The 21,089-nt window shown below is 33.7% G+C and carries 21 protein-coding genes and 1 tRNA gene; 10 read left to right on the top strand and 12 right to left on the bottom strand.

Features of this window, described 5'->3' with window-relative positions; genetic code table 11:
• The first annotated feature begins 145 nt into the window (after positions 1 to 145).
• The 3 genes from mgtE to C1631_RS13060 all read left to right on the top strand — a co-directional run bounded on the left by mgtE (position 146) and on the right by C1631_RS13060 (position 2,842).
• Positions 146 to 1,468, top strand: coding sequence for a magnesium transporter (gene mgtE, locus C1631_RS13070; protein ID WP_109712601.1), 1,323 nt, complete (start codon positions 146 to 148; stop codon positions 1,466 to 1,468).
• Between the two features lie 23 nt (positions 1,469 to 1,491).
• Positions 1,492 to 2,229 carry an ABC transporter substrate-binding protein gene (locus C1631_RS13065; RefSeq protein WP_109712599.1) on the top strand — a complete coding sequence of 246 codons (738 nt, stop codon included), beginning with the start codon at positions 1,492 to 1,494 and terminating at the stop codon, positions 2,227 to 2,229.
• Between the two features lie 145 nt (positions 2,230 to 2,374).
• Positions 2,375 to 2,842, top strand: a complete 468-nt coding sequence (locus C1631_RS13060; RefSeq protein WP_109712597.1) for a cupin domain-containing protein — start codon at positions 2,375 to 2,377, stop codon at positions 2,840 to 2,842.
• Between the two features lie 95 nt (positions 2,843 to 2,937).
• On the opposite strand, the gene C1631_RS13055 is transcribed toward C1631_RS13060, so the two are convergent.
• Positions 2,938 to 3,387, bottom strand: a complete 450-nt coding sequence (locus C1631_RS13055; protein WP_103249541.1) for a GAF domain-containing protein — start codon at positions 3,385 to 3,387, stop codon at positions 2,938 to 2,940.
• A 12-nt stretch (positions 3,388 to 3,399) separates the two neighbouring features.
• The gene (locus C1631_RS13050) at positions 3,400 to 4,827 is read right to left on the bottom strand and encodes a nicotinate-nucleotide adenylyltransferase (protein ID WP_109712595.1); all 1,428 of its coding nucleotides are present in this window, start codon (positions 4,825 to 4,827) and stop codon (positions 3,400 to 3,402) included.
• 54 nt (positions 4,828 to 4,881) lie between these two features.
• On the opposite strand from C1631_RS13050, the gene C1631_RS13045 reads away from it, so the two are divergent.
• The 7 genes from C1631_RS13045 to C1631_RS13015 all read left to right on the top strand — a co-directional run bounded on the left by C1631_RS13045 (position 4,882) and on the right by C1631_RS13015 (position 11,024).
• Positions 4,882 to 5,649, top strand: coding sequence for an MBL fold metallo-hydrolase (locus C1631_RS13045; protein WP_103249559.1), 768 nt, complete (start codon positions 4,882 to 4,884; stop codon positions 5,647 to 5,649).
• A 93-nt stretch (positions 5,650 to 5,742) separates the two neighbouring features.
• A tRNA-Leu gene (locus tag C1631_RS13040) sits at positions 5,743 to 5,822 on the top strand.
• Between the two features lie 139 nt (positions 5,823 to 5,961).
• Positions 5,962 to 6,288 (top strand): ArsR/SmtB family transcription factor, encoded by a 327-nt coding sequence (locus C1631_RS13035; RefSeq protein WP_103249558.1) that lies wholly within the window; start codon positions 5,962 to 5,964, stop codon positions 6,286 to 6,288.
• 58 nt (positions 6,289 to 6,346) lie between these two features.
• Positions 6,347 to 6,820, top strand: a complete 474-nt coding sequence (locus C1631_RS13030) for a DUF6428 family protein (protein ID WP_103249557.1) — start codon at positions 6,347 to 6,349, stop codon at positions 6,818 to 6,820.
• Positions 6,821 to 6,846: 26 nt separating this feature from the next.
• Positions 6,847 to 7,464, top strand: coding sequence for an arsenate reductase/protein-tyrosine-phosphatase family protein (locus C1631_RS13025; protein ID WP_109712593.1), 618 nt, complete (start codon positions 6,847 to 6,849; stop codon positions 7,462 to 7,464).
• A gap of 13 nt (positions 7,465 to 7,477) precedes the next feature.
• Positions 7,478 to 8,509, top strand: a complete 1,032-nt coding sequence (gene arsB, locus C1631_RS13020; RefSeq protein WP_109712591.1) for an ACR3 family arsenite efflux transporter — start codon at positions 7,478 to 7,480, stop codon at positions 8,507 to 8,509.
• A 283-nt stretch (positions 8,510 to 8,792) separates the two neighbouring features.
• A complete protein-coding gene (locus C1631_RS13015; RefSeq protein ID WP_109712589.1) occupies positions 8,793 to 11,024 on the top strand; it encodes a glycoside hydrolase family 31 protein in 2,232 nt (743 codons plus the stop codon).
• A 48-nt stretch (positions 11,025 to 11,072) separates the two neighbouring features.
• Here C1631_RS13015 and C1631_RS24380 read toward each other — a convergent pair whose 3' ends face one another.
• From C1631_RS24380 to C1631_RS12970, 10 genes are all read right to left on the bottom strand, one after another.
• Positions 11,073 to 11,231, bottom strand: a complete 159-nt coding sequence (locus C1631_RS24380) for a hypothetical protein (RefSeq protein WP_228441214.1) — start codon at positions 11,229 to 11,231, stop codon at positions 11,073 to 11,075.
• Between the two features lie 9 nt (positions 11,232 to 11,240).
• Positions 11,241 to 11,834, bottom strand: coding sequence for a hypothetical protein (locus tag C1631_RS13010; protein ID WP_103249740.1), 594 nt, complete (start codon positions 11,832 to 11,834; stop codon positions 11,241 to 11,243).
• A 12-nt stretch (positions 11,835 to 11,846) separates the two neighbouring features.
• Entirely contained in the window at positions 11,847 to 13,190 is a 1,344-nt protein-coding gene (locus C1631_RS13005; protein ID WP_109712587.1) for a hypothetical protein, read from the bottom strand.
• A gap of 263 nt (positions 13,191 to 13,453) precedes the next feature.
• Entirely contained in the window at positions 13,454 to 13,846 is a 393-nt protein-coding gene (locus C1631_RS13000) for a hypothetical protein (RefSeq protein ID WP_109712585.1), read from the bottom strand.
• Entirely contained in the window at positions 13,818 to 15,119 is a 1,302-nt protein-coding gene (locus C1631_RS12995) for a hypothetical protein (protein WP_103249073.1), read from the bottom strand. The genes C1631_RS13000 and C1631_RS12995 overlap by 29 nt, the downstream gene beginning before the upstream one ends.
• 90 nt (positions 15,120 to 15,209) lie before the next feature.
• Positions 15,210 to 15,713 carry a hypothetical protein gene (locus C1631_RS12990; RefSeq protein WP_165828293.1) on the bottom strand — a complete coding sequence of 168 codons (504 nt, stop codon included), beginning with the start codon at positions 15,711 to 15,713 and terminating at the stop codon, positions 15,210 to 15,212.
• A 188-nt stretch (positions 15,714 to 15,901) separates the two neighbouring features.
• Positions 15,902 to 17,371: a hypothetical protein gene (locus tag C1631_RS12985; protein ID WP_123966679.1), complete on the bottom strand. Its 1,470-nt coding sequence runs from the start codon at positions 17,369 to 17,371 to the stop codon at positions 15,902 to 15,904.
• A 148-nt stretch (positions 17,372 to 17,519) separates the two neighbouring features.
• Complete coding sequence (locus tag C1631_RS12980; protein ID WP_103249072.1) at positions 17,520 to 18,230, bottom strand: hypothetical protein; 711 nt, start codon at positions 18,228 to 18,230, stop codon at positions 17,520 to 17,522.
• 11 nt (positions 18,231 to 18,241) lie between these two features.
• A complete protein-coding gene (locus tag C1631_RS12975) occupies positions 18,242 to 20,152 on the bottom strand; it encodes a zinc metalloprotease (protein WP_109712579.1) in 1,911 nt (636 codons plus the stop codon).
• A gap of 104 nt (positions 20,153 to 20,256) precedes the next feature.
• Complete coding sequence (locus C1631_RS12970; protein WP_228441262.1) at positions 20,257 to 21,084, bottom strand: tetratricopeptide repeat protein; 828 nt, start codon at positions 21,082 to 21,084, stop codon at positions 20,257 to 20,259.
• Positions 21,085 to 21,089: the final 5 nt, after the last annotated feature.

The raw sequence follows: 21,089 nt of genomic DNA, 5'->3' as shown, positions 1-21,089 counted from the left end.
CGGATGTTTTTTTGTTATACACCTAATACACTTATTATCTGAACCCTAAAGCACGATTACATTTTAAATTATCCTTAAATTTTCTCCAGTGTTCGTCAGTCTTAAAAATTTAAATTATTTTTGCATATCCTAAAAATTTCACGTTTTGAACTCTAGAGACGAACTTATCTTCAATCCCGCCGACATTGCCGAAACTCTCAGTGAACTTCCTACTGACGAGAGGCTACTCGCGTTCCTGAAGGTTCCAAAGGAGTATAAAGCAGAAGTTTTCTCCCACCTTGATCCTGACTTCCAGGAGGATACCATCAGAAGTATCGGAAGTGATGATGTTTCCGAAATTTTGAATGCCATGACTCCGGATGATAGGACAGCCCTTTTTGAGGATTTTCCGGATGAACTGATTAAATATTCAATCAATCATCTTAATCCTCAGGAAAGAAGAATTGCTTTAAAACTTTTAGGATACAACTCTGACTCTATTGCCCGTCTAATGACTCCATATTACATCCAGATCCGTAAGGAATGGACCGTAAAAAGATGTCTTCAACAAATCAAAAAGGTAGGAAGAAGAGTGGAAACCATGAACTATCTTTATGTCGTAGATGAAAGAAACCGACTGATTGACGACCTTGCCATCGGAACTTTGCTACTTGAAGAAGAGGACACCCTGGTCTCAGACATTACGGATAATCATTTTGTTGCTATTACGACAACGACTTCAAAAGAGGATGCGGTAACGTATTTCGAGAAATATGACCGTGGTGCTCTTCCCATCATTACGGAAGCCGGTGTTCTGGTAGGAATTGTAACGATAGACGACATCCTTGATCAGATTGAACAACAAAATACTGAAGATATTCAGAAATTTGGGGGATTGGAAGCGTTGGATCTTCCCTATACCCAGACTTCATGGACTGAAATGATTAAGAAAAGAGCAACCTGGCTGATTATTCTTTTCGTTTCTGAAATGCTGACCGCCTCAGCAATGGGATATTTTGACAAAGAAATTGAAAAAGCAGTTGTTCTTGCACTATTTGTTCCATTAATTATTTCCAGTGGAGGAAACTCTGGTTCACAGGCGGCTACCTTGATTATCCGTGCCATGGCTCTGCAGGAAATCAGTCTTAAGGACTGGTGGTATGTGATGAGAAAGGAAATTATTTCGGGGCTATGCCTCGGTGCTATTTTGGGGATCATTGGTTTTATCAGAATTATGCTATGGCAAAAAATAGGTCTTTTTGATTATGGTCAATACTGGGCCTATGTAGGTCTCAGCGTTTCTGTTTCCCTGATCGCTATTGTATTGTGGGGTACTTTATCAGGATCCATGATTCCATTTGTCTTAAAGAAACTTAAACTCGATCCTGCTACTTCTTCTGCTCCTTTTGTAGCTACTTTAGTAGACGTTACAGGACTTATTATTTATTTTACCGTAGCCGGACTTTTCTTAACGGGAAAACTTTTGTAATTTTAGGCATCTAGCATGCCCATATGAAAATTGTATCTCTTGTACCTTCTATTACCGAAGCTTTATTTGATCTTGGACTGAGTGAACACGAAATTGTAGGAAGAACAAAATTCTGCATTCACCCAAAAGATAAAATAAAAAATGTACCCATTATCGGCGGAACAAAGAATATCAATATTGAAAAAATAAAAGCTTTACAACCTGATCTTATTCTTGCTAATAAAGAAGAAAATGTAAAGGAACAAGTTGAAGCTTTAATGGGTGAATTCAAGGTTACGGTAACCAATATAGAAACGGTTGAAGATAATTATTACCTGTTAAAAAACCTTGGAAAACTCTTGGGAAAGGAAGAAAGAGCTCAACTTTTCAATCTTAAAATTTACGATATTCTCCATCACGCCAAACTTGAAACAAAGGTAAAAGCCGCCTATCTCATCTGGAAAAATCCCTATATGACAATTGGTTCAGATACTTTCATCCACAAAATTTTAGCAGAAATTGGTTTTGAGAATATTTTCAAAGATAAAACACGTTACCCGGTCATCACAACAGAAGATCTTGCTGACACAGATGTTATTATGCTTTCTTCCGAGCCGTTTCCATTTAAAGAAAAACATATTGAAGAATTGAAATCTTTTTATCCTGATAAAAAAATTATGATCGTAGACGGTGAAGCTTTTTCCTGGTATGGAACTCATATTGCAAAATGCGAAAATTACTTTAAGGAATTGCGGGAAGAAATACACTCAATGCAGATCTGATATTTTTCAACACACAAGTCCGAAATTTTCTTATTATCTAAAAAATTAAGATCTCTTTTACTTAGACTTTAATAGAAAATATACTTGTCTTTTTGTCTGATTTTTGGTACATTGAATTTTAATTATTTACATTAATATTTAACACATGTCCGGTACCATTATATTGTCTGAAGGAGCAGAATTTGATCATGTTATACAGGAGGTTTCAAAACATATTCGCCTGTATGTCATGGCATTTGAAAAGGAGGAAAGAACCATCACCCGCATAGATAAACGTGAAAACATGTATGGTGGCAACGGCACGGTATATCTGATACAAATGTTTGATCAGAAGGAGCTGGCGAATAATCGTCTGGCAGCTTATATGGTTTTACTGAATAAAGGGGATGAATCGGGATTTCACACTCATAATACGAGAAATGAGCAAGAATTATATGTTGTCGTCCATGGAACCGGAGAGTATCGTGAAAGAAGCGGAGAACAAGGATCAATACGCAAAAAAGTATTGCAAAAAGGGGATATTACAGCCATCAACTCAATAGGCTATCATTCTATTGAAAATACCGGAGATGAGCCTCTAATCCTGTTTGTCATCACGACCAATAATCCGTAATCTCCAGAAAATCATTCTTACAAAGCGACTTATATTCATAAAAAACTCCAGCTGGAAAAGCCGGAGTTTTTTTATTTATTCTTACTAAACTTCGATTACAAAATCTTGGAAACCTCATTACAAAGCCACTCCAATAATTCACGATCTTCTGTTGTAAAAGGATCGATGGTATGAGAATCGATATCGATCTGACCAATATTCTTCCCGTCTTTAAATATCGGAACTACAATTTCTGCTTTTGTATCAATTGAGCAGCTTAAATAATTGCTTTCTTCATGTACATCAGGAACAACGAAAGTTTCATTGGAAACCGCTACCTGGCCACAAATTCCCTTTCCATACGGAATGATTGTGTGATCTGTAGGAGCTCCTACGTATGGCCCCAGAATCAATTCGTCTTTATCTCCGTTTTTGAAATAAAAACCTGTCCAGTTGAAATAAGAAATTTCCTGATCCAACAAGTGACAAACTTTTTCAAGTTTTTCTTCTGTATTATGCTTGGGACTTTCAAGAATTGAGGAAAGTCTTTTCTTTAATTCTGACATTATATTTATTTTTTAAGAGAATTGTTTTAGGGAAAGTTCTTCTTTATATCCAAACATTCCACGTTCTTTAATCATTTCTGCAACACCTTCCGGAACCTGGGTTTCCCAGCCTTTAACACAGCCTGCAATTTTTCTTAATATTTCTCTTGAATAAATTTCCAAAAACTCCGGATTATAGTTGGTTATGTCTACAATACGATTGTTGCGCTTGAAATATTTATACAATTCTTTAAGATTTTCCTCTACCTTAAGGTTGGAAGAGTCTAATAACTGATGAGTTTCAGGGTCTTTATACGGATACAGATACACTCTCATTCCGTTTCTGAAGAATTTACCGAATGCTTCCAGAATTCCTCCCGATAAGTCTTTATAATATTTCTCATCAAATACCATCAACAGGTTATTTACCCCCATTGCAACTCCGATATCTCCACCAGTATATGATGCAAAATAATCTATCAGTCTATAGTATTCTGAGAAGTTTGAAATAATAACAGTATATCCCAGTTTACCTAAAATATCTACTCTGTCGAGGAAGTCCCTCTCGTCAATATCTCCATCCGCCCTCAGGTTTGAAATGGTAATCTCAATAAGGACCTCTGTTTCTTCATGGGTACAGATGGCATCTTTTAAGAACATATCCAAACCGTTCTGAAGCATGTCAATATTCACTTTCGTTACCGGTCTGAAACTCCCTCTTACTGCAAAAATATTTCTCTTGTACAATATATCTGCCGGAAGCATATTACTCCCCTGAGAATTGAAAATTACAGCATCTGTCATTCCGTTTTTCACTAACTGAAGTGACATCAACCTGTTGTCAACATACGCAAAAGCAGGTCCGCTGAAATCAATCATATCAATCTCAAGATTGTCTTTTGCCACATCGTCATATAATGATTCAACCAGAGTTCTTGGGTTGTCAAAGTAATTGAAAGCTCCGAAGATAAGGTTTACTCCAAGGTTTCCTAAGGTTTCCTGCTGTAAGGTTGCATCATTTTCTTTGAATTTTACGTGGATGACGATCTCGTTGTAATCTTCATTTTCTTTAGTTTGAAAACGGATTCCTACCCAGCCGTGGCCTTTTACCGTCTTATCAAAATTGATGGTGGTAACCGTATTGGCATAGGAGAAAAATTTCCTATCAGGATTATTATCCCTTGAAATTCTTTCTTCAATCAATGCTACCTCATAGCGGAGCATTTTACGAAGTCTGTTCTGGGTAACATACCTGTTTTTTACTTCCTTTCCGTAGATTGCATCACTAAAATCTTTGTCATAAGCAGACATTGCCTTAGCAATCGTACCGGAAGCCCCCCCTGCTCTAAAAAAGTGACGAACAGTCTCCTGCCCTGCTCCAATTTCTGCGAAAGTACCATAAATAGTAGGATCTAGATTAATTGTTAATGCTTTTTGTTTGGGAGTTAGTTTCTGATACATTAGGACATGAAATTTTTTGTAAATTTACCAAAATTAAACCAACCTCAAAACAAAATGAAGTTGAAATTTTTAGGAACCGGTACTTCGCAAGGTGTACCCGTTATAGGCTGTACATGTGAAGTGTGTACTTCTGAAAATCCCAAAGACAATCGTTTACGTTCTTCTGTGATGGTTACGACGGAAGAAAATAAAAAAATACTCATCGACTGCGGCCCGGATTTCAGGCAGCAGATGCTTGTTAATCACGAACATACTGTAGACATCACCCTGATTACCCATGAGCATAATGATCATGTAATCGGGCTTGATGACATGCGTCCCCTTATTTTTAAAAGTGGAAAAGATGTTCCTTTATATTGCTATTCAAGAGTAGCAGGGGAGATAAAAAATCGTTTTCCGTATGCATTTACGGATGTCAGATATCCGGGAGCCCCAGCTTTTGAACTTCATGAAATTGAGAATAAACCTTTCAATGTCCTTGATACTGAAATCACTCCCGTGGAAGTGATTCACTATAAAATTACCGTGTTTGGATATAAGTTCAAAAAGCTTGCTTATATTACAGATGCCGGTTTTATTTCGGAAACAGAAAAGGAAAAACTGAAGGGTCTTGATGTATTAATTTTAAACTGTATCAGAAAATTTGATCCGCATCCGGCCCATTTTATCCTTCCGGATGTGATTAAGCTCTTTGAAGAACTGCAACCTAAAAAATTATTTTTAACTCATATCAGTCATCATCTGGGGCTGCATGATATTGAAGATAAGCAGCTTCCGTCCGGTATGCACCTTGCCTACGATGGTTTGGAAATTAATTTTTAAAATTTTTTCTTCAAAAAGCTTTTGAACATTGAAAAAAGTTCCTATATTTGCACACCAATTTGAAACAAACATCACGTTTGAATTCAACATCAAGCCCAGGTGGCGGAATTGGTAGACGCGCTGGTCTCAAACACCAGTTCTTAGGAGTACCGGTTCGATCCCGGTCCTGGGTACAAAAATCCCTGTAAACACTGTTTGCAGGGATTTTATTTTCCTATCTCATGCTATCTCATTGACTATCGTATAAAAAGTTTAAATAAATTTTTTGTTCTCAATATTTAATCGTAATATTGCGATATAATTATTCCAGTTATGGGTGCAACAAAAACAGATCACTTTACAGATCAACAAAACAGGATCGCTGTAATTGCAAAAGCATTAGGGCATCCTGCCAGAATTGCTATTATTGAATATCTGCTAAAAGTAAATACGTGTATCTGTGGTGACATCGTTAATGAACTTCCATTGGCACAAGCAACAGTTTCTCAACATTTGAAAGAATTGAAGAATGCAGGTCTTATTAAAGGGAATATTGAAGGAACTTCGATTTGCTACTGTATTGATGAAAAAACTTTTGGAATCCTGAAAGATTATTTTTCAAATATAATTCTAACCACTACAAATCAGAAATGCTGTTAAAGCGTTTTTTTTAAACAAATATATCGCAATATTGCATTTAAACGATAAATAAAAAAATATGAAATTATCTGAAATCAAAGAAATCTTAGCTGCGTTAAATAATGTTGAGTTTCAATTAGAAAACGGAACCTTTGTTCCTGAACATTTTCATGTTACAGAAGTAGGAACTGTGACAAAACATTTTATTGATTGTGGCGGAACTGTGAGAAATGAAAAAGTAGTAAACTTTCAATTATGGAACGCTAATGATTTTGAACATCGTTTAAAACCTATAAAACTTTTAAATATTATTAAGCTTTCAGAAGAAAAATTAGGGATTGAAGATGGTGAAATTGAAGTTGAATATCAAAACCTCACGATTGGAAAATATGATTTAGATTTTAACGGGAAAGCTTTTGTTCTTAAAAACAAAACAACCGCTTGCCTGGCTCAGGATGCTTGTGGGATTCCTGAAGAAAAACAAAAAATAAGCCTATCTGAGCTTTCTACTAATCAATCTTCATGTTGTATCCCAAATTCCGGGTGTTGCTAAATTCAATAAATCAAATTCAATAAACTATGTATTCGAAACTATTGCAAACAATAGAATTACTGAAAAATCATGAAATCAGCGAAGATAGAAAAACAATATTAGCACCGTTGGTTGATTTTATCCAGAAACGATTGGAAGAACAAAAGGAAGTAACTATTAACTTTATTTGCACTCATAATTCAAGAAGAAGCCATTTGGCACAGGTTTGGGCACAGGTTGCAAGTGCTTATTATGGTTTACCGAATGTAACTTGTTATTCAGGAGGAACAGAAGAAACTGCAATGTTTCCAAAAGTTGTAAAGACATTGGAAGACCAAGGACTTTTAATTATAAAAATTTCTAATACAGAAAATCCTGTATATGCTATAAAATTTGATGAGAGCAAACACCCAATCATAGGCTTTTCTAAAAAATACGACAGTTCTTTTAATCCTACTTATGGCTTTGCTGCAATTATGACTTGCTCCCAGGCAGACGGAGGCTGTCCTTTTATAGCAGGAGCTGACAAACGCATCACTATTACTTTTGAAGACCCAAAAATGTCTGATGATACGCCGGAACAAACAAAAGTTTATAATGAAAGAAGTTTACAAATAGGTGCTGAGATGTTCTATGTCTTTTCACAGATAAAAAATAAGAATTGATTAAAGAAACGTAATGCAACCAAAATTAAAATTTCTTGATAGATTCCTTACTTTGTGGATATTCCTGGCAATGTTTTTTGGAATTGGTTTAGGATACTTATTTCCTAATATTTCTGAAATTATCAATTCCTTATCAATAGGAACTACGAATATTCCATTGGCAATTGGTTTAATTATCATGATGTATCCACCATTAGCAAAGGTTGATTATTCATTATTACCTAAAGTTTTTCAAGATAAAAAGGTAATCGGAATTTCTTTGCTACTGAATTGGGTAATTGGTCCAGTTTTAATGTTTTTATTGGCAATCATTTTCCTGAGAGATGAACCTGATTACATGATTGGCTTAATTCTTATTGGCTTAGCAAGATGTATTGCAATGGTGCTTGTTTGGAATGATTTAGCAAAAGGTAATCGTGAATATGGAGCATTATTAGTGGCTTCGAACAGTATATTTCAAGTATTGAGTTATAGCTTTATGGTTTGGCTTTTTATCAATGTTTTACCTGAAAAATTAGGGTTGGCAAATTTTAATGTAACTGTATCAATGGGCGATGTTACAGAAAGCGTTTTGATATACTTAGGAATTCCTTTTTTAGCTGGTTTTTTAAGCCGATATATTTTAGTTAAACTAAAAGGGTTGGAATGGTATAACAGGAAGTTTGTTCCTGAGATTTCTCCATTTACTTTATATGCTCTTTTATTTACGATCGTACTCATGTTCAGTCTAAAAGGTGATAAAATATTGGAATTACCATTAGATGTTTTAAAAGTGGCTGTCCCGCTAATAGTATATTTTGTGTTAATGTTTTTTGTGAGTTTCTTTATCAACAAATACTTTGATTTGCCTTATGATAAAAATGCCTCCATTGCTTTTACAGCAACAGGAAATAACTTTGAATTAGCTATTGCAGTATCAATTGCTGTGTTCGGAATTCACTCCCCACAGGCATTTGTTGGAGTAGTCGGGCCATTAGTGGAAGTACCAGTGCTTATCTTATTGGTAAAAGGCAGTCTGTGGATGAAGCAAAAGTATTATTTATAAATCACAATTTACTATTTAAAACATTTTCTACACTACTTGAATTCAATAATATTTTTTCCAGAAATATCTATATTCAAACTATTACATAGGAAAAAAAAATCGTTTTCTTAATTAAAAATACTCTTGCTTTTAATTAAAAACATGTTTTTTTTCTATGTGACTAAAAATTTTAGACTATTGAAAAAATAGTACGAAAATTGTTTTTCAAGTCCTCTCAGCTGTATTAAAAAAAAGAATTAATATTGAATTGATAATCATCAGATTGTCTCAAAAAACCAAATCTATGAAAAAAATGCTGACCTTTTTTTGGGGAATATCTTTCCTATTTTTCTCTTTTGCACAAACAAAATCCAATCCTTTGATTCTTGGAAATGCACGATTTAGCATCATTTCTCCAGAATTAATACGCATGGAATATGCGTTCAATGGAAAGTTCGTGGATGATCCCAGCCTTTTTGCTGTAAACAGAAATGAATTTTCTCCTGATTTCGAAATAGAAAAGGAAAAAGATAATATATATCTGATCAAAACTAAAAGAATGAAAATAAGGTATAGAGCCGATGGTAAACCATTTAGCCAAATGAATATATCCGCAACCATTTACAATACGCCCAATGATTACCAATGGAAAATATACAGTACTGATGATGCCAATCTTGGAGGTGCCCTGTCTACACTGGATGGCATTGAGAAAGAGGTCCCTACTAATCCGGGACTTCTATCAAAAAATGGATGGCAGCTTATCGATGATAGTGGTAAAGAAATTATAAAAGATGGATGGATTCACGAACGTCCTATAGAGCACTATAGAGATTTGTATCTATTTGCATATGGAAAAGATTATAAATCAGCATTACAAGCACTCACCAAAATAAGTGGAGAAATTCCCATGAATCGCAAATATGTACATGGTATTTGGTATTGCCGGTGGTGGGATTATACTTCACAGGATCTTCTGGATATCGTCTCAGATTATCAGAAAAATGATTTCCCTTTGGATGTATTAGCTATTGATATGGGTTGGCATACCCAAAAAGAAGCAAAAACCGGTATGGGACACGCCGGAATGTATGGATGGACGGGCTATACCTGGAATAATGAACTCATTCCTGACCCGAAAAAATTATTAAATTCATTAAAAAATGATCAAATCAAAGTTGTTTTAAATGATCACCCTCATGACGGAATTAGAAAACATGAAAAATATTATTCCCAATTTATGAAAGCCATGGAAGCTGATACTATTGGAAAAAAAGAGCTCATGTTTGATTCCGGTAATAAAAAGTATATGGAAAATTTTTTCCGGTATGCGCTAGAACCTCATGAAAATAATGGCGTAAATTTTTGGTGGCTAGATTGGCAGCAGGATTATATAATGCCTAATGTACCGGGTTATAAAAATCTAAAACATTTACCATGGCTCAATCATCTATACTTTGAACATTCTAAAAAAAATAATCCACGGGGCTTGTTATTCAGTCGATGGGCAGGATGGGGAAGCCAACGGACCCCCATACAATTTTCAGGAGATGCAGGAGCTACCTGGGAGATGCTTAAATTTGAAATTCCTTTTACCGTTAGCAGCAGTAATGCAGGATGTTTTTTCTGGGCTCATGATGTGGGAGGTTTTTATGGAGGAAAAGATCCGGAATTATATGTTCGATGGACCCAATTTGCAATGACAACCGCCGCATTACGTATTCACTCCGAATACCATAAGGATCTGGATCGCAGACCCTGGTTATGGGGTTCACAGGCAGAGAAAGCTATGCGTATAGCTTATCATCTTCGTTCACGTCTGATGCCCTACATTTACAGCAGTGTTTATCAAGCCCATTTCCAAAGTCTTCCCCTTGTAAGAGGCTTGTATATTGATTATCCGGAGGAAGAAAACGCTTATTCTCAAAAGCAGCAATACATGTTTGGAGATCTTCTTCTTTCAGCGCCAATTGTGACTCCGGGAAAAGGAAAAAATTGGGTTGCCTCCCAATCTATATGGTTTCCACCGGGAGATCTTTGGTATGATATTACTACCCATGAAAAATATAATGGAGGCGATCAAAAACTGATAGAAAAAGATATCTACTCATTTCCATTATATGTAAAAGGAGGTGTACCTCTTCCCTTACAGCAATACAGTCAAAGAACTACAGCCAGCACATCGGGTGTTCTGACTTTGCGTTGTTACCCAGGGCTTGTAGGCAAAACAGGCACCTATGAGCTTTATGAAGATGACGGAGTCAGTAATGATTATAAAAAAGGGAATTATTTATTAACGAAACTTAGTTACACTCAGCAATCAGATCGCAAAGCCTTGATAAAAATAAAAAAGAAAGATGGAAATGGATACAAGGGTATGGAAATAAATCGAACATATCGAATTGAGCTTCCACTAAATGCTAATAAAGTTTATATAAATGGTAAAAAAACAAAGATTATAAAAGATGAAATTCCATACGTTGAAATTCTGAAACAAGATATTAATAAAAATATAGAAGTAAGAATTGATTCATAAAAAACAGATATCGAAGAACATTGCTATTCTGCCTGTATTCTTTTTATTTTAAAGTATTTCATTTCTCTTGAAAATACATTGTGAAAAGCAGATATCAGCAGCATCTTTTAGAATATAAGTCTTGACGCTGTCTATTTTACCATCTTTACTATAATATTTCCATTCACCCACTTTATCGTTATTTTTTACTTCAGTACAAGGAATCATTTTACAAACTTATTTCTCGCTCACAGCGACTAAATATAGAAGAGCTTCTTCTGCTTCTTTTTTTAAGCTAAAATCTTCGGATTTTAAATTATTTTGATAATATAAGATTTGTTGTTGAATTTCTTCTTTTGAACCTTTATCAACTTTAATATTGAAAACTCCATGGTGGGCTGAACTTTTCGGAGAACCTCCCTCGGTTGCCACAAACAAGTCTAAATTATAATGTACATTGATTTCTCCTTCTTTAAGAAACTCAAAATATCTGTTTAAAAAGTAGGTAACATGATAAGACTTTCCTGCGGCAATTTTAATAGGAGCCGAGCGTTCACTATCATTCCACTGCTTGTCTTTTATTTTTACTAAGGAAGATGGCGATGTGAAAGAAAGATCATTCGGATTGGGATAAAACAGTAAAATACTGACATCCTGAGAAGAATTATTAGTGACTGTCAGGATGGATGATACTACTCCATTAAGTAGATTCTTTCCCTGACCTTGTGTAATATTAACACCTATATTATTGTTATTGTTCATTTTAGTAGTATTTTGTGAAGCACACTGTGCATTAATGAATAAGATAATGATAATTAATAAGTTTTTCATAATATTATTTTTTTAAGGCAAACTATGATCCTGACTTGTTACATTTGCATTTCCTGCTCCGGTTATAAATCCACCTATTGTTACTGCAGCTCCAATTTTTCTTGTTCGATGTTTCCATTGAGGTATGCTAACGGTTCCTGTATTAAATACTTCATGAATTCTTTTAAAACCAGAATTCGGATGAACAATATCAACAGCGCCGCAGCATTTACATTTATATATACACAATTGATTGGCTTCTGATATTCCTGCTGTGCCTAAAGTAATACTTGCTCTCCCCATTGAATGAGTATCCTGAGTCAGCTGATCTCCGGCCAGATATCCTGAATTATTAGCCGGCCCACCTCTAGCAGGAAAAGGAGGATTATCATTTCTACCTACATAGTCAACCACTTCTTTAATTTCTATTTCCTTTAAATCTGCAAAAACGCCATTATCAGAGCTCCATCCATCCTGAACAATAACTCCCAGTCTGCTGGAAGTATTCACCTCACCAACATAAGTGTCAGTATAATTAATGGGATGACAGCATACACTAAACCCCTGTGAAGTGGCCTTTATATCGCTTCCTACTTTAGCTTCGATCATAAGTTGACCTCCATGTCCCGGCTTGGTCATAGCTGTTCCTTTTACAATAACTGTAGTGGTAGTTGTAATAGTAGAAGGGGTAATACTGGCATCGCCATTATCAGCACTTGAATTTTTTATTGATAAATTAACAGAACCAGCTCCTGTTACGGTAACTTCCACTTCATAAGTTTTATTTAAAGGAACACTATCAGGGAGTCCTGCCACTGATGTTGCATTCCTTCCTACATACGGATTTCCTCTGATAACCCTGCCAATGCTTACTACAATAGGAACAGAAGGTATTGGTGCTCCCTTTGCATCAATACTTTCCGGAACATTCACCTGCCCGGAATTTACAAATTCAACTTTTCCTGTTTCCGGCGGTGTTCCCGGTATCGCACCGATTCCCGGCAAAAATGATTGTTTCAACAAAACTTTGTTGTCCTGTACTTTTACTGTTCCAAAATTTTGCCATTCTGTGGGCTGTGTCAGGATAAATCCATCATCAAAGATAAAGTTGGGAATCTGTTTTTCGACAATAGTTCCTGTGAGCTTGTCTTGCGTGGTGGGTACATCATTTAATACTTTAAATGTTCCCATATGAGCATTGAATTTTATTTTCGCCCCATCTATGGCCAATAATAAACCTTCTTCCTTTTTATCTTTCTCTTCATTTTCCGCACGCATTTCTTCCATCTTCTGTTTATTTTCCGCCTTCATCTGATCCTGTGCCGAGGTCTGATTATGAGTTTCGGAATTGTTTCCGTCTTGATTTAAGGTATCCATGGTAATGAATGTTTTTAATGAGAGAATATTATGAAGAATCTTTTAAATTCACACTTCATGTGTTGCACCATTTTTCGATAATGTATCAGCCTGTTACTTCATCTATTTTTTAAAATATAATCCAGAACAATATATTTTTATTTAGGGAAATACTAAGAATCTTTCGACCCAAGTAATTACCATTATCATAACCTTGTATTTTATACTTCTTACCACTTTTCAGAATAAAAGATTCTTGATACATATTAAAAACTAATGATAGATTAGTCTGTCTTTTGTTCAAATTCCTTAAGAACCTTGAAATAATATTTATCTTTATTTCTTTTAAAATAAAGTCTATCTCCAACAATATTATTTCCTAGAAACATTCTCTTGATAATCAAAAAATTCTTTTTACAACAATCAGCGGTAACTTCTATAGGAGCATTGCTCCAATAATTAACTGTTTTTATATTTACATTTCTACCTAACCATTTATTATCTTTCTTTTCAATTGATAAATAGACACTATCTTCTCGTACTTGTTGATTAATTATAATATTGATATTTAAAGGTTTATTCCAAATTTTAATTTCTTGACCATTAGTAAGAATTCCAATTAATACAAAAATTAATAAATGGATCGCTTTATTTCTTATTATTGATACAATTTTCATATTTCATAATTTTTTTAAGATCAGCAACATATTTAATTCTCTCTTCCAAACCGTTAGGATGTTTTACCTTACCATTAATCCCTTGTGATACATAAAGTGTATTATCTTGATCTGCAGCTACGTTCATATTTACTCCAATCGCATTAACTTTATCATCATTTTTCCAATACCAACCAGCCGAATCAAATGCATATTCAACATTTGTTGCTAGTAATTGGGCAAACGGAATCAATTTATCTTTATAAAAATTTTTATCCTTTAAATCTTCTTTTGTTTTAAACACTTTATTATAATATTTTACATAATTATAATCGTGAGTAATTTGCATAAAACCTCTTCCTTGAAAATTGTAACCTCCACTATAATTTGATGGTGTATTTTTTTCTGTTCTACCTTCAAATGTAGCACGGAACCTGTGAGATTCGTGATGAGCTTGTGCTATAAAATGAATTTTTCTAATACAAGTATTGATATCATAATTCTTAAGCACTTTATTAATAGAATCTGTCACTTTATCGTAACTTGAATCCTCTACAGATAGATGCTCAGTTCGTTTGATATCAGATTGATTTGCAAATAATAAATCTTTAGTATGGCGCATATCATATACTGTTAAAGCAACCTTTTTGGAAACTTTTTTCTTCACTCCATTCACAATTTCAATTGTTTTTTGTGTTGTATATCCAGTAATTTCACCTTTTCTTAATGCAATTACAATTTCTCTTATTTCATCAGGTGTGAAATCTCTATTACAATAATATTTCTTATCCTCCTTCTGTTCCGGCACCGGTGCTCCCTTCGCATCTATACTTTCCGGAGCATTTACTTGTCCGGAAGTTACAAATTCTATTTTCCCTGTTTCCGGTGGTACACTTCCAGGCATTTTTCCTGTTCCCGGTAAAGTAGATTTCTTTAACAGAACATAATTTTCCTGAACTTTTGCAGTCCCAAAATCCTGCCACTCTGTAAGGGTAATCATTTGAAAACCATCATCAAAAATAAAATTGGGGATTTGCTTTTCCACAATGGTTCCTGTCAGTTTATCCTGTGTTGTTGGCACATTACTCAACACTTTAAATGTTCCCATGTGAGCATTGAATTTTATTTTCGCCCCATCTATGGCCAATAATAAACCTTCTTCCTTTTTATCTTTTTCTTCATTTTCTGCCCGTTGATCATCCATCTTCTGTTGATTATCTGCCTTCATCTGATTCTGTGCCGAGGTCTGATTATGAGTTTCGGAATTGTTTCCGTATTGATTTAAGGTATCCATGGTAATGAATATTTTTAATGAGAAAAATAATATAAATCAAATACCATATTACTTGAATCTGATTGACTATGGCTCAGTACATGGAAATTACTATTCTATCAATCGTCTTCTGTATTGTGGTGTAATAAATTTTTCAATTTCTTTCCATGTAAAATAAACCGAATATTCAGGATAGCCACTATTTGTCCTGTTTTTCTCATCATGAAATATGAGGTTTATACCTGTTATTTTTCCTTCTTTACTTGTATCTATTTTATATTGATTGATACTCTTTATCTGAAAGGATATTCTTTTATCAGTCTTTAATTTTTTACCACATATTTGTAGAAAAACTTTTTTGTTTACGAATAACTTTTCTCCAACCTCAGTATCATTAATTTCATCAAAGAAATAATAAGTAGTATCTTCCCATGGGGAACCATAAGACTGAATATGTACAGATATATTAAGCAATCTACTTTTATTCAGAAATATCTTATATTTTTCAAATCCAAATTGGTTATCCCGTAAAGCGTTTGTTGAAATTAAGTTTTTTAAAGTATCTTTTTTTGCTTTCAATCTTTTTTCCGGAATGTCAAAGAAAGTACCGTTCAAGACATCGTAGCTTTTCTGAATTTTCTTGTAAATTTCTGTATTCTTAGTTTCTATTTTTAATTCCTGTAACTCAAAACATTCCTTAGAAATACATACTGAATCTTTTAAGATAGAAGCACTTTGTGCATATGAGAATATGCTAAACAAAACAAATAATATATTGAGCAGGTATTTTATCATTTTATTCTTTATTTTATAGATTCATAATGTTCTTTGATTCCAAAAGCAATTTTTGCCCTTTCGTAGTTTTTTGCCCTTTTAGGAAGTGCTTTCGTATCATATCTATTAATAGCTTTTGAAACAGAATCAACATCATCATTGTCAGCATGCTGTTTTGCTGTTTTTTTATTGTATTTTGTTCCTTCATTCCAAAACCATAGTGCAGACTGAGTAGCATACATTGGATCTTCAGATAATTTTAAATATTTCCCTTTTAAAGGTACTCCTTGTTTTTCTTCTGCAAAATCTATAGGTCCTGTCGTATCATCAGTAAAAGTATTTTTATTTCTATATTTTGAAAAACTACCATAATTTGCTCTTCCTGTCACTTGTTTTAAACCTCTACCTTTAAATTTCCACCCATCTCTTGTTAGCTCATCTCCATTTCCAAGTCCTCTTGTATCCCCAGAATAAGGTGCATAAGCTCTAGACATCAAAGGAATTCCAAAATAAGTATGAGGTTGCAATACTATTTTATAATCTAGTGACTTATCTGATTTTAAAACTTCTTTAAGTACTTTTGCTATCCTTTTTTTGGGATTTTTTGGATCTTTTCCTCCTTTATATATTGCATATAATTCCCCATCTATGACAGATGGTTTCTCATTTAATAATATTATTTTAAGTTCATCATTTGTTTTTGGAATTACATTTCCTTTAGAATCAATTATTTGAAAAATTGAAGTTAAATGATCTTTCAAAGATTCCACAATAGTTGCATTGATTTGAATTGTAGCGGAACTAAAAATGCCTAAACTTATACTGGAGTAATACTCTTCTCCTTCTTCAAATGTCGTAAATGAAGCTGACTCAAGAGCAATTTGTGCAACAAAATGAGCCTTTCTTAAGCATGTATCTAAACCAAAATCTTTTCTATATTTATTTAAATAAGGTAGTATTGAGTTTATGATCAGTTGTTGTTTTTCACTTAATTTTTTTACACCGATTGTTTCTCTTATTAATTCAGCAGTTATTTCTGCAGAACAATTTAGACATTTATTATCTTTATTTTCCGGCACCGGTGCTCCCTTCGCATCTATACTTTCCGGAGCATTTACTTGTCCGGAAGTTACAAATTCTATTTTCCCTGTTTCCGGTGGTACACTTCCAGGCATTTTTCCTGTTCCCGGTAAAGTAGATTTCTTTAACAGAACATAATTTTCCTGAACTTTTGCAGTCCCAAAATCCTGCCACTCTGTAAGGGTAATCATTTGAAAACCATCATCAAAAATAAAATTGGGGATTTGCTTTTCCACAATGGTTCCTGTCAGTTTATCCTGTGTTGTTGGCACATTACTCAACACTTTAAATGTTCCCATGTGAGCATTGAATTTTATTTTCGCCCCATCTATGGCCAATAATAAACCTTCTTCCTTTTTATCTTTTTCTTCATTTTCTGCCCGTTGATCATCCATCTTCTGTTGATTATCTGCCTTCATCTGATTCTGTGCCGAGGTCTGATTATGAGTTTCGGAATTGTTTCCGTATTGATTTAAGGTATCCATAGTAATGAATGTTTTAAATGGGAATTGCTTTTAGTAACTTCTTATAACTCTAGTTGGCAATAAATGACACCCTTTAAGATCATTAATAACACGGTTCGTTTTTATTAAAAATACATTGCGGGAAACGAACATCAACAGCATCTTTTAGAGTATAAGTTTTGACACTGTCTATTTTCCCTTCATTATTATAGTATTTCCATTCCCCAACTTTGTAATTATTTTTTACCTCGCCTTCTTCTTTTAAAATTTCTTTACTGAAGCTTTGATTTTTACCATTCCATTCTGCATAGTAATATCCCTTAAAAGAACCGCTTCCTTTAGCCAAAAAAACATTACTTTCCAAATAATTATAAGTGATATCTCCATCTTTATTGTAGGTAACTGAGTACATACTGGGTTGTGGATTATTATTAGCATTTATAGTATATCCCGTTGACATTCCATTAACAATATATACTAAGTAATTAATATTTTCGCTTTGGCGATAATAGACCAAAAGACTGTCCACTTTCTTTCCGGAATGGAACAGCTGATCTTTTTTAAATGAGTATTGCTCCTTTACTTTCTTTATACTTTTTGATTTCTTGAAATTATAGGGAGAAATTTTATCGTTTACATATTTTTCATTGTACCAATTATCAATTTTTTTAAAATTTACTCCTGAAACTCCACATGCAAGCTTATAATTCGTTTTTAAAACAGGCTTGACTACAGGTTTTTTTGGCGTAATTTTTTTCTGAGCATTATAAGTACAAAAAAGAAAAAATATAATTATTGAAAATTTATTCATCATAATATAAAATTTTAATGGTAATACTGTTTAGTCTCCTCTTGAATTACTTTCCATTGCCATTTATCAAAAGTAATTTGCTTTCTTAAGTTATAATCCATGATATTTTCAGTAGTTTGCTTAATATATCTATGACTATTCTTTTTTAAAACATTTAATTGGTCTTCGTAATTTTTTATATTTTGATCATAAATATTCTCATTTTTAGTCTTTTCTCCAGGGTGTGTTGAATAGTATGCGGCATTCGTTACAAAGTGATTCCTTTTATCAGCTTTTTCTGCATTTAATTTCGTCTGAACGGATGCAATTTCTTGATTCACTGTTAATGTTCCATCTAAGAAAAAATGCTCTAACCCTAAACTATGGCCTATTTCATGAGAATAGGAGGATAGGTGATCTAAATTATTTTTAAATAATATTATATGTTTGCTTGTAAGTGGAACATTATAACTGGCTCCGCCAGCTGACGGGCTTAAAAAAGGAGTAAGATAAATAAAAAGCCCTTTTTTCCCGGCTATAGCAGGATACCCCACTTTAAATCTGTCATTAATAAAATTCATATACTTCGCATCATCCATTAACATTGTAACCTTATTAGTTATCATTCCTGTATATGGAGTATTGCGTGTATCAGATGTATTTACAAGAGTTTGCTCAGTAAATACCCAATCCGGCAGAGGAAGGACTTTTATTTGTATTAATCCCTGATTTAAACTGTTTTCATTCAAATATTTTTCTAAACCTGTTAGTCCACCAATCTTATTAAATTCAGTATCAACTGTAGATAATCCAAATGATGTATGATTTTTCAAATATGACTTTATCACATACACATTAATTGTATACTTAGACTGATCACTATTCTTCATCACCATCATCTTCCCTACCTCTTTTTTATCTTCTGCTCCAGATGCCGCATCTTTAAATTTTGCAAAAACTTTTATCTGCTCATTTTTTATCAAAGCTTTATTACATTTTACTTTTACCTGATTAGCTGCTAAGTAATAATCTCTGGAAGTAGTTCCACCCAAAGGTTTATTTTTCTTCCCACCTGCGATTAATGTACTTAACGGAATGTTTGAAGGATTTATGGTAAGATCAGGACTACTGCTTTCAAAAATAATTTCAGTAGCATCAGCTGCCAAAGCTTCGAGTTCTTCTACTTCTATGTCTAATTCTACCTCCTGATTTAACATCAAATTCAGAAATGAACAATAATAATCTTTTCCATAAGGAGAAACAGGATTTAAAACATCCGTTGTTTTATATTCTGTTTTCAATTGTGCAGGATCCAGACTTAGTTCTTTATTTGTACTACCGACGGCTGTCATAGGATAAATATATTCATCTCTCATCCAGTCAAAACCGAACTCTCCCTTGTATGATGCATTTCTCCTGAAGTGAATTATAAACTTTTTTAAAACCTCAACTTTATTGGGAATAGGCGCGCCTTTTGCATCAATACTTTCCGGAACATTCACCTGCCCGGAATTTACAAATTCAACTTTTCCTGTTTCCGGCGGTGTTCCCGGTATCGCACCGATTCCCGGCAAAAATGATTGTTTCAACAAAACTTTGTTGTCCTGTACTTTTACTGTTCCAAAATTTTGCCATTCTGTGGGCTGTGTCAGGATAAATCCATCATCAAAGATAAAGTTGGGAATCTGTTTTTCGACAATAGTTCCTGTGAGCTTGTCTTGCGTGGTGGGTACATCATTTAATACTTTAAATGTTCCCGTATGAGCATTGAATTTTATTTTCGCCCCATCTATGGCCAATAATAAACCTTCTTCCTTTTTATCTTTCTCTTCATTTTCCGCACGCATTTCTTCCATCTTCTGTTTATTTTCCGCCATCATCTGATCCTGTGCCGAGGTCTGATTATGAGTTTCGGAATTGTTTCCGTCTTGATTTAAGGTATCCATGGTAATGAATGTTTTTAATGAGAGAATATTATGAAGAATCTTTTAAAATGCATATAAAAACATGCTAAACACAGAAACAAATAATATATTAAGCAGGTATTTTATCATTTTATTCTTTCCCCAACATACTTTGGGACTTTATTAAGATCTTTTCTTTGAGACTTCATTAAAGAAAGATATGTTTTATAATTTTCTACAGCCTTTTCTTTTTCACCTATCAGCCAATAGCTATCAGCTAAATTTAGGTAAGCAACTGTCCTGGAAGGAAATTTTTTAATAATTTGCTCCAGCAAGTCAATTGCAGCTTTTTGATTCCCATTTTCAGAAAGAATATATGCTACATTATTAACGGTATCCAGATTAGTTTGAGACAACATAAACTTCTTTTTAAAATTTGATGTTGTTGTTTCGTTAAAACTATTTGCTAATAAAGGATAGTAAGATAGGTCCATATAGATTTTCTTTATATCTTTATATCGCTCTAATATATCTTTTTGATCGAAAAATATTAATGATTTAAATCCTCTTGAATCAATTTCAAGCATTTCGGGGTCTATGCTATGAATAGGGAGATTGATATTTTTAGTTAAAATTTTAAAATTTTGATCTTTACATTCCTGGCAAGGATTATAAAAATTAACATTCTTTATATACCAATCTCTTTTATAAAAAATAGTAATTGTACCATACAAAACTTTATCTCCGGTATAATATATTGTAATCTCATAAGGATTAGTATATCCAATTTTTGTATTTGTGAGTGTAGTAATTTCCGGTAATTCAAAGCTACCAGAAGTTTTATTTCCAAAATGGACAGTTATCACTCCTTTACTCAGAACAACAGTATCTTGAATGTTATCCTGATCAAGATCATAATAATGAGACTGAGCCGAAACAAAACTCAGAAAAAGCATACAAAACACAAGTATCACTTTCA

This window comes from Chryseobacterium phosphatilyticum (assembly GCF_002899825.2).
Lineage (GTDB): Bacteria > Bacteroidota > Bacteroidia > Flavobacteriales > Weeksellaceae > Chryseobacterium > Chryseobacterium phosphatilyticum.
The sequence above is the reverse complement of the archived record's forward strand: the minus strand, read 5'-3'. Positions and strand labels throughout refer to the sequence as shown.

What these genes read in the sequence shown, in the direction of transcription:
- C1631_RS13065 (WP_109712599.1), top strand. Translation starts at nt 1,492, where the DNA reads ATGAAAATTGTATCTCTTGTACCTTCTATTACCGAAGCTTTATTTGAT.
- C1631_RS13060 (WP_109712597.1), top strand. Translation starts at nt 2,375, where the DNA reads ATGTCCGGTACCATTATATTGTCTGAAGGAGCAGAATTTGATCATGTT.
- C1631_RS13055 (WP_103249541.1), bottom strand. Translation starts at nt 3,387, where the DNA reads ATGTCAGAATTAAAGAAAAGACTTTCCTCAATTCTTGAAAGTCCCAAG.
- C1631_RS13050 (WP_109712595.1), bottom strand. Translation starts at nt 4,827, where the DNA reads ATGTATCAGAAACTAACTCCCAAACAAAAAGCATTAACAATTAATCTA.
- C1631_RS13045 (WP_103249559.1), top strand. Translation starts at nt 4,882, where the DNA reads ATGAAGTTGAAATTTTTAGGAACCGGTACTTCGCAAGGTGTACCCGTT.
- C1631_RS13035 (WP_103249558.1), top strand. Translation starts at nt 5,962, where the DNA reads ATGGGTGCAACAAAAACAGATCACTTTACAGATCAACAAAACAGGATC.
- C1631_RS13030 (WP_103249557.1), top strand. Translation starts at nt 6,347, where the DNA reads ATGAAATTATCTGAAATCAAAGAAATCTTAGCTGCGTTAAATAATGTT.
- C1631_RS13025 (WP_109712593.1), top strand. Translation starts at nt 6,847, where the DNA reads ATGTATTCGAAACTATTGCAAACAATAGAATTACTGAAAAATCATGAA.
- arsB (WP_109712591.1), top strand. Translation starts at nt 7,478, where the DNA reads ATGCAACCAAAATTAAAATTTCTTGATAGATTCCTTACTTTGTGGATA.
- C1631_RS13015 (WP_109712589.1), top strand. Translation starts at nt 8,793, where the DNA reads ATGAAAAAAATGCTGACCTTTTTTTGGGGAATATCTTTCCTATTTTTC.
- C1631_RS24380 (WP_228441214.1), bottom strand. Translation starts at nt 11,231, where the DNA reads ATGATTCCTTGTACTGAAGTAAAAAATAACGATAAAGTGGGTGAATGG.
- C1631_RS13010 (WP_103249740.1), bottom strand. Translation starts at nt 11,834, where the DNA reads ATGAAAAACTTATTAATTATCATTATCTTATTCATTAATGCACAGTGT.
- C1631_RS13005 (WP_109712587.1), bottom strand. Translation starts at nt 13,190, where the DNA reads ATGGATACCTTAAATCAAGACGGAAACAATTCCGAAACTCATAATCAG.
- C1631_RS13000 (WP_109712585.1), bottom strand. Translation starts at nt 13,846, where the DNA reads ATGAAAATTGTATCAATAATAAGAAATAAAGCGATCCATTTATTAATT.
- C1631_RS12995 (WP_103249073.1), bottom strand. Translation starts at nt 15,119, where the DNA reads ATGGATACCTTAAATCAATACGGAAACAATTCCGAAACTCATAATCAG.
- C1631_RS12985 (WP_123966679.1), bottom strand. Translation starts at nt 17,371, where the DNA reads ATGAAGGCAGATAATCAACAGAAGATGGATGATCAACGGGCAGAAAAT.
- C1631_RS12980 (WP_103249072.1), bottom strand. Translation starts at nt 18,230, where the DNA reads ATGATGAATAAATTTTCAATAATTATATTTTTTCTTTTTTGTACTTAT.
- C1631_RS12975 (WP_109712579.1), bottom strand. Translation starts at nt 20,152, where the DNA reads ATGGATACCTTAAATCAAGACGGAAACAATTCCGAAACTCATAATCAG.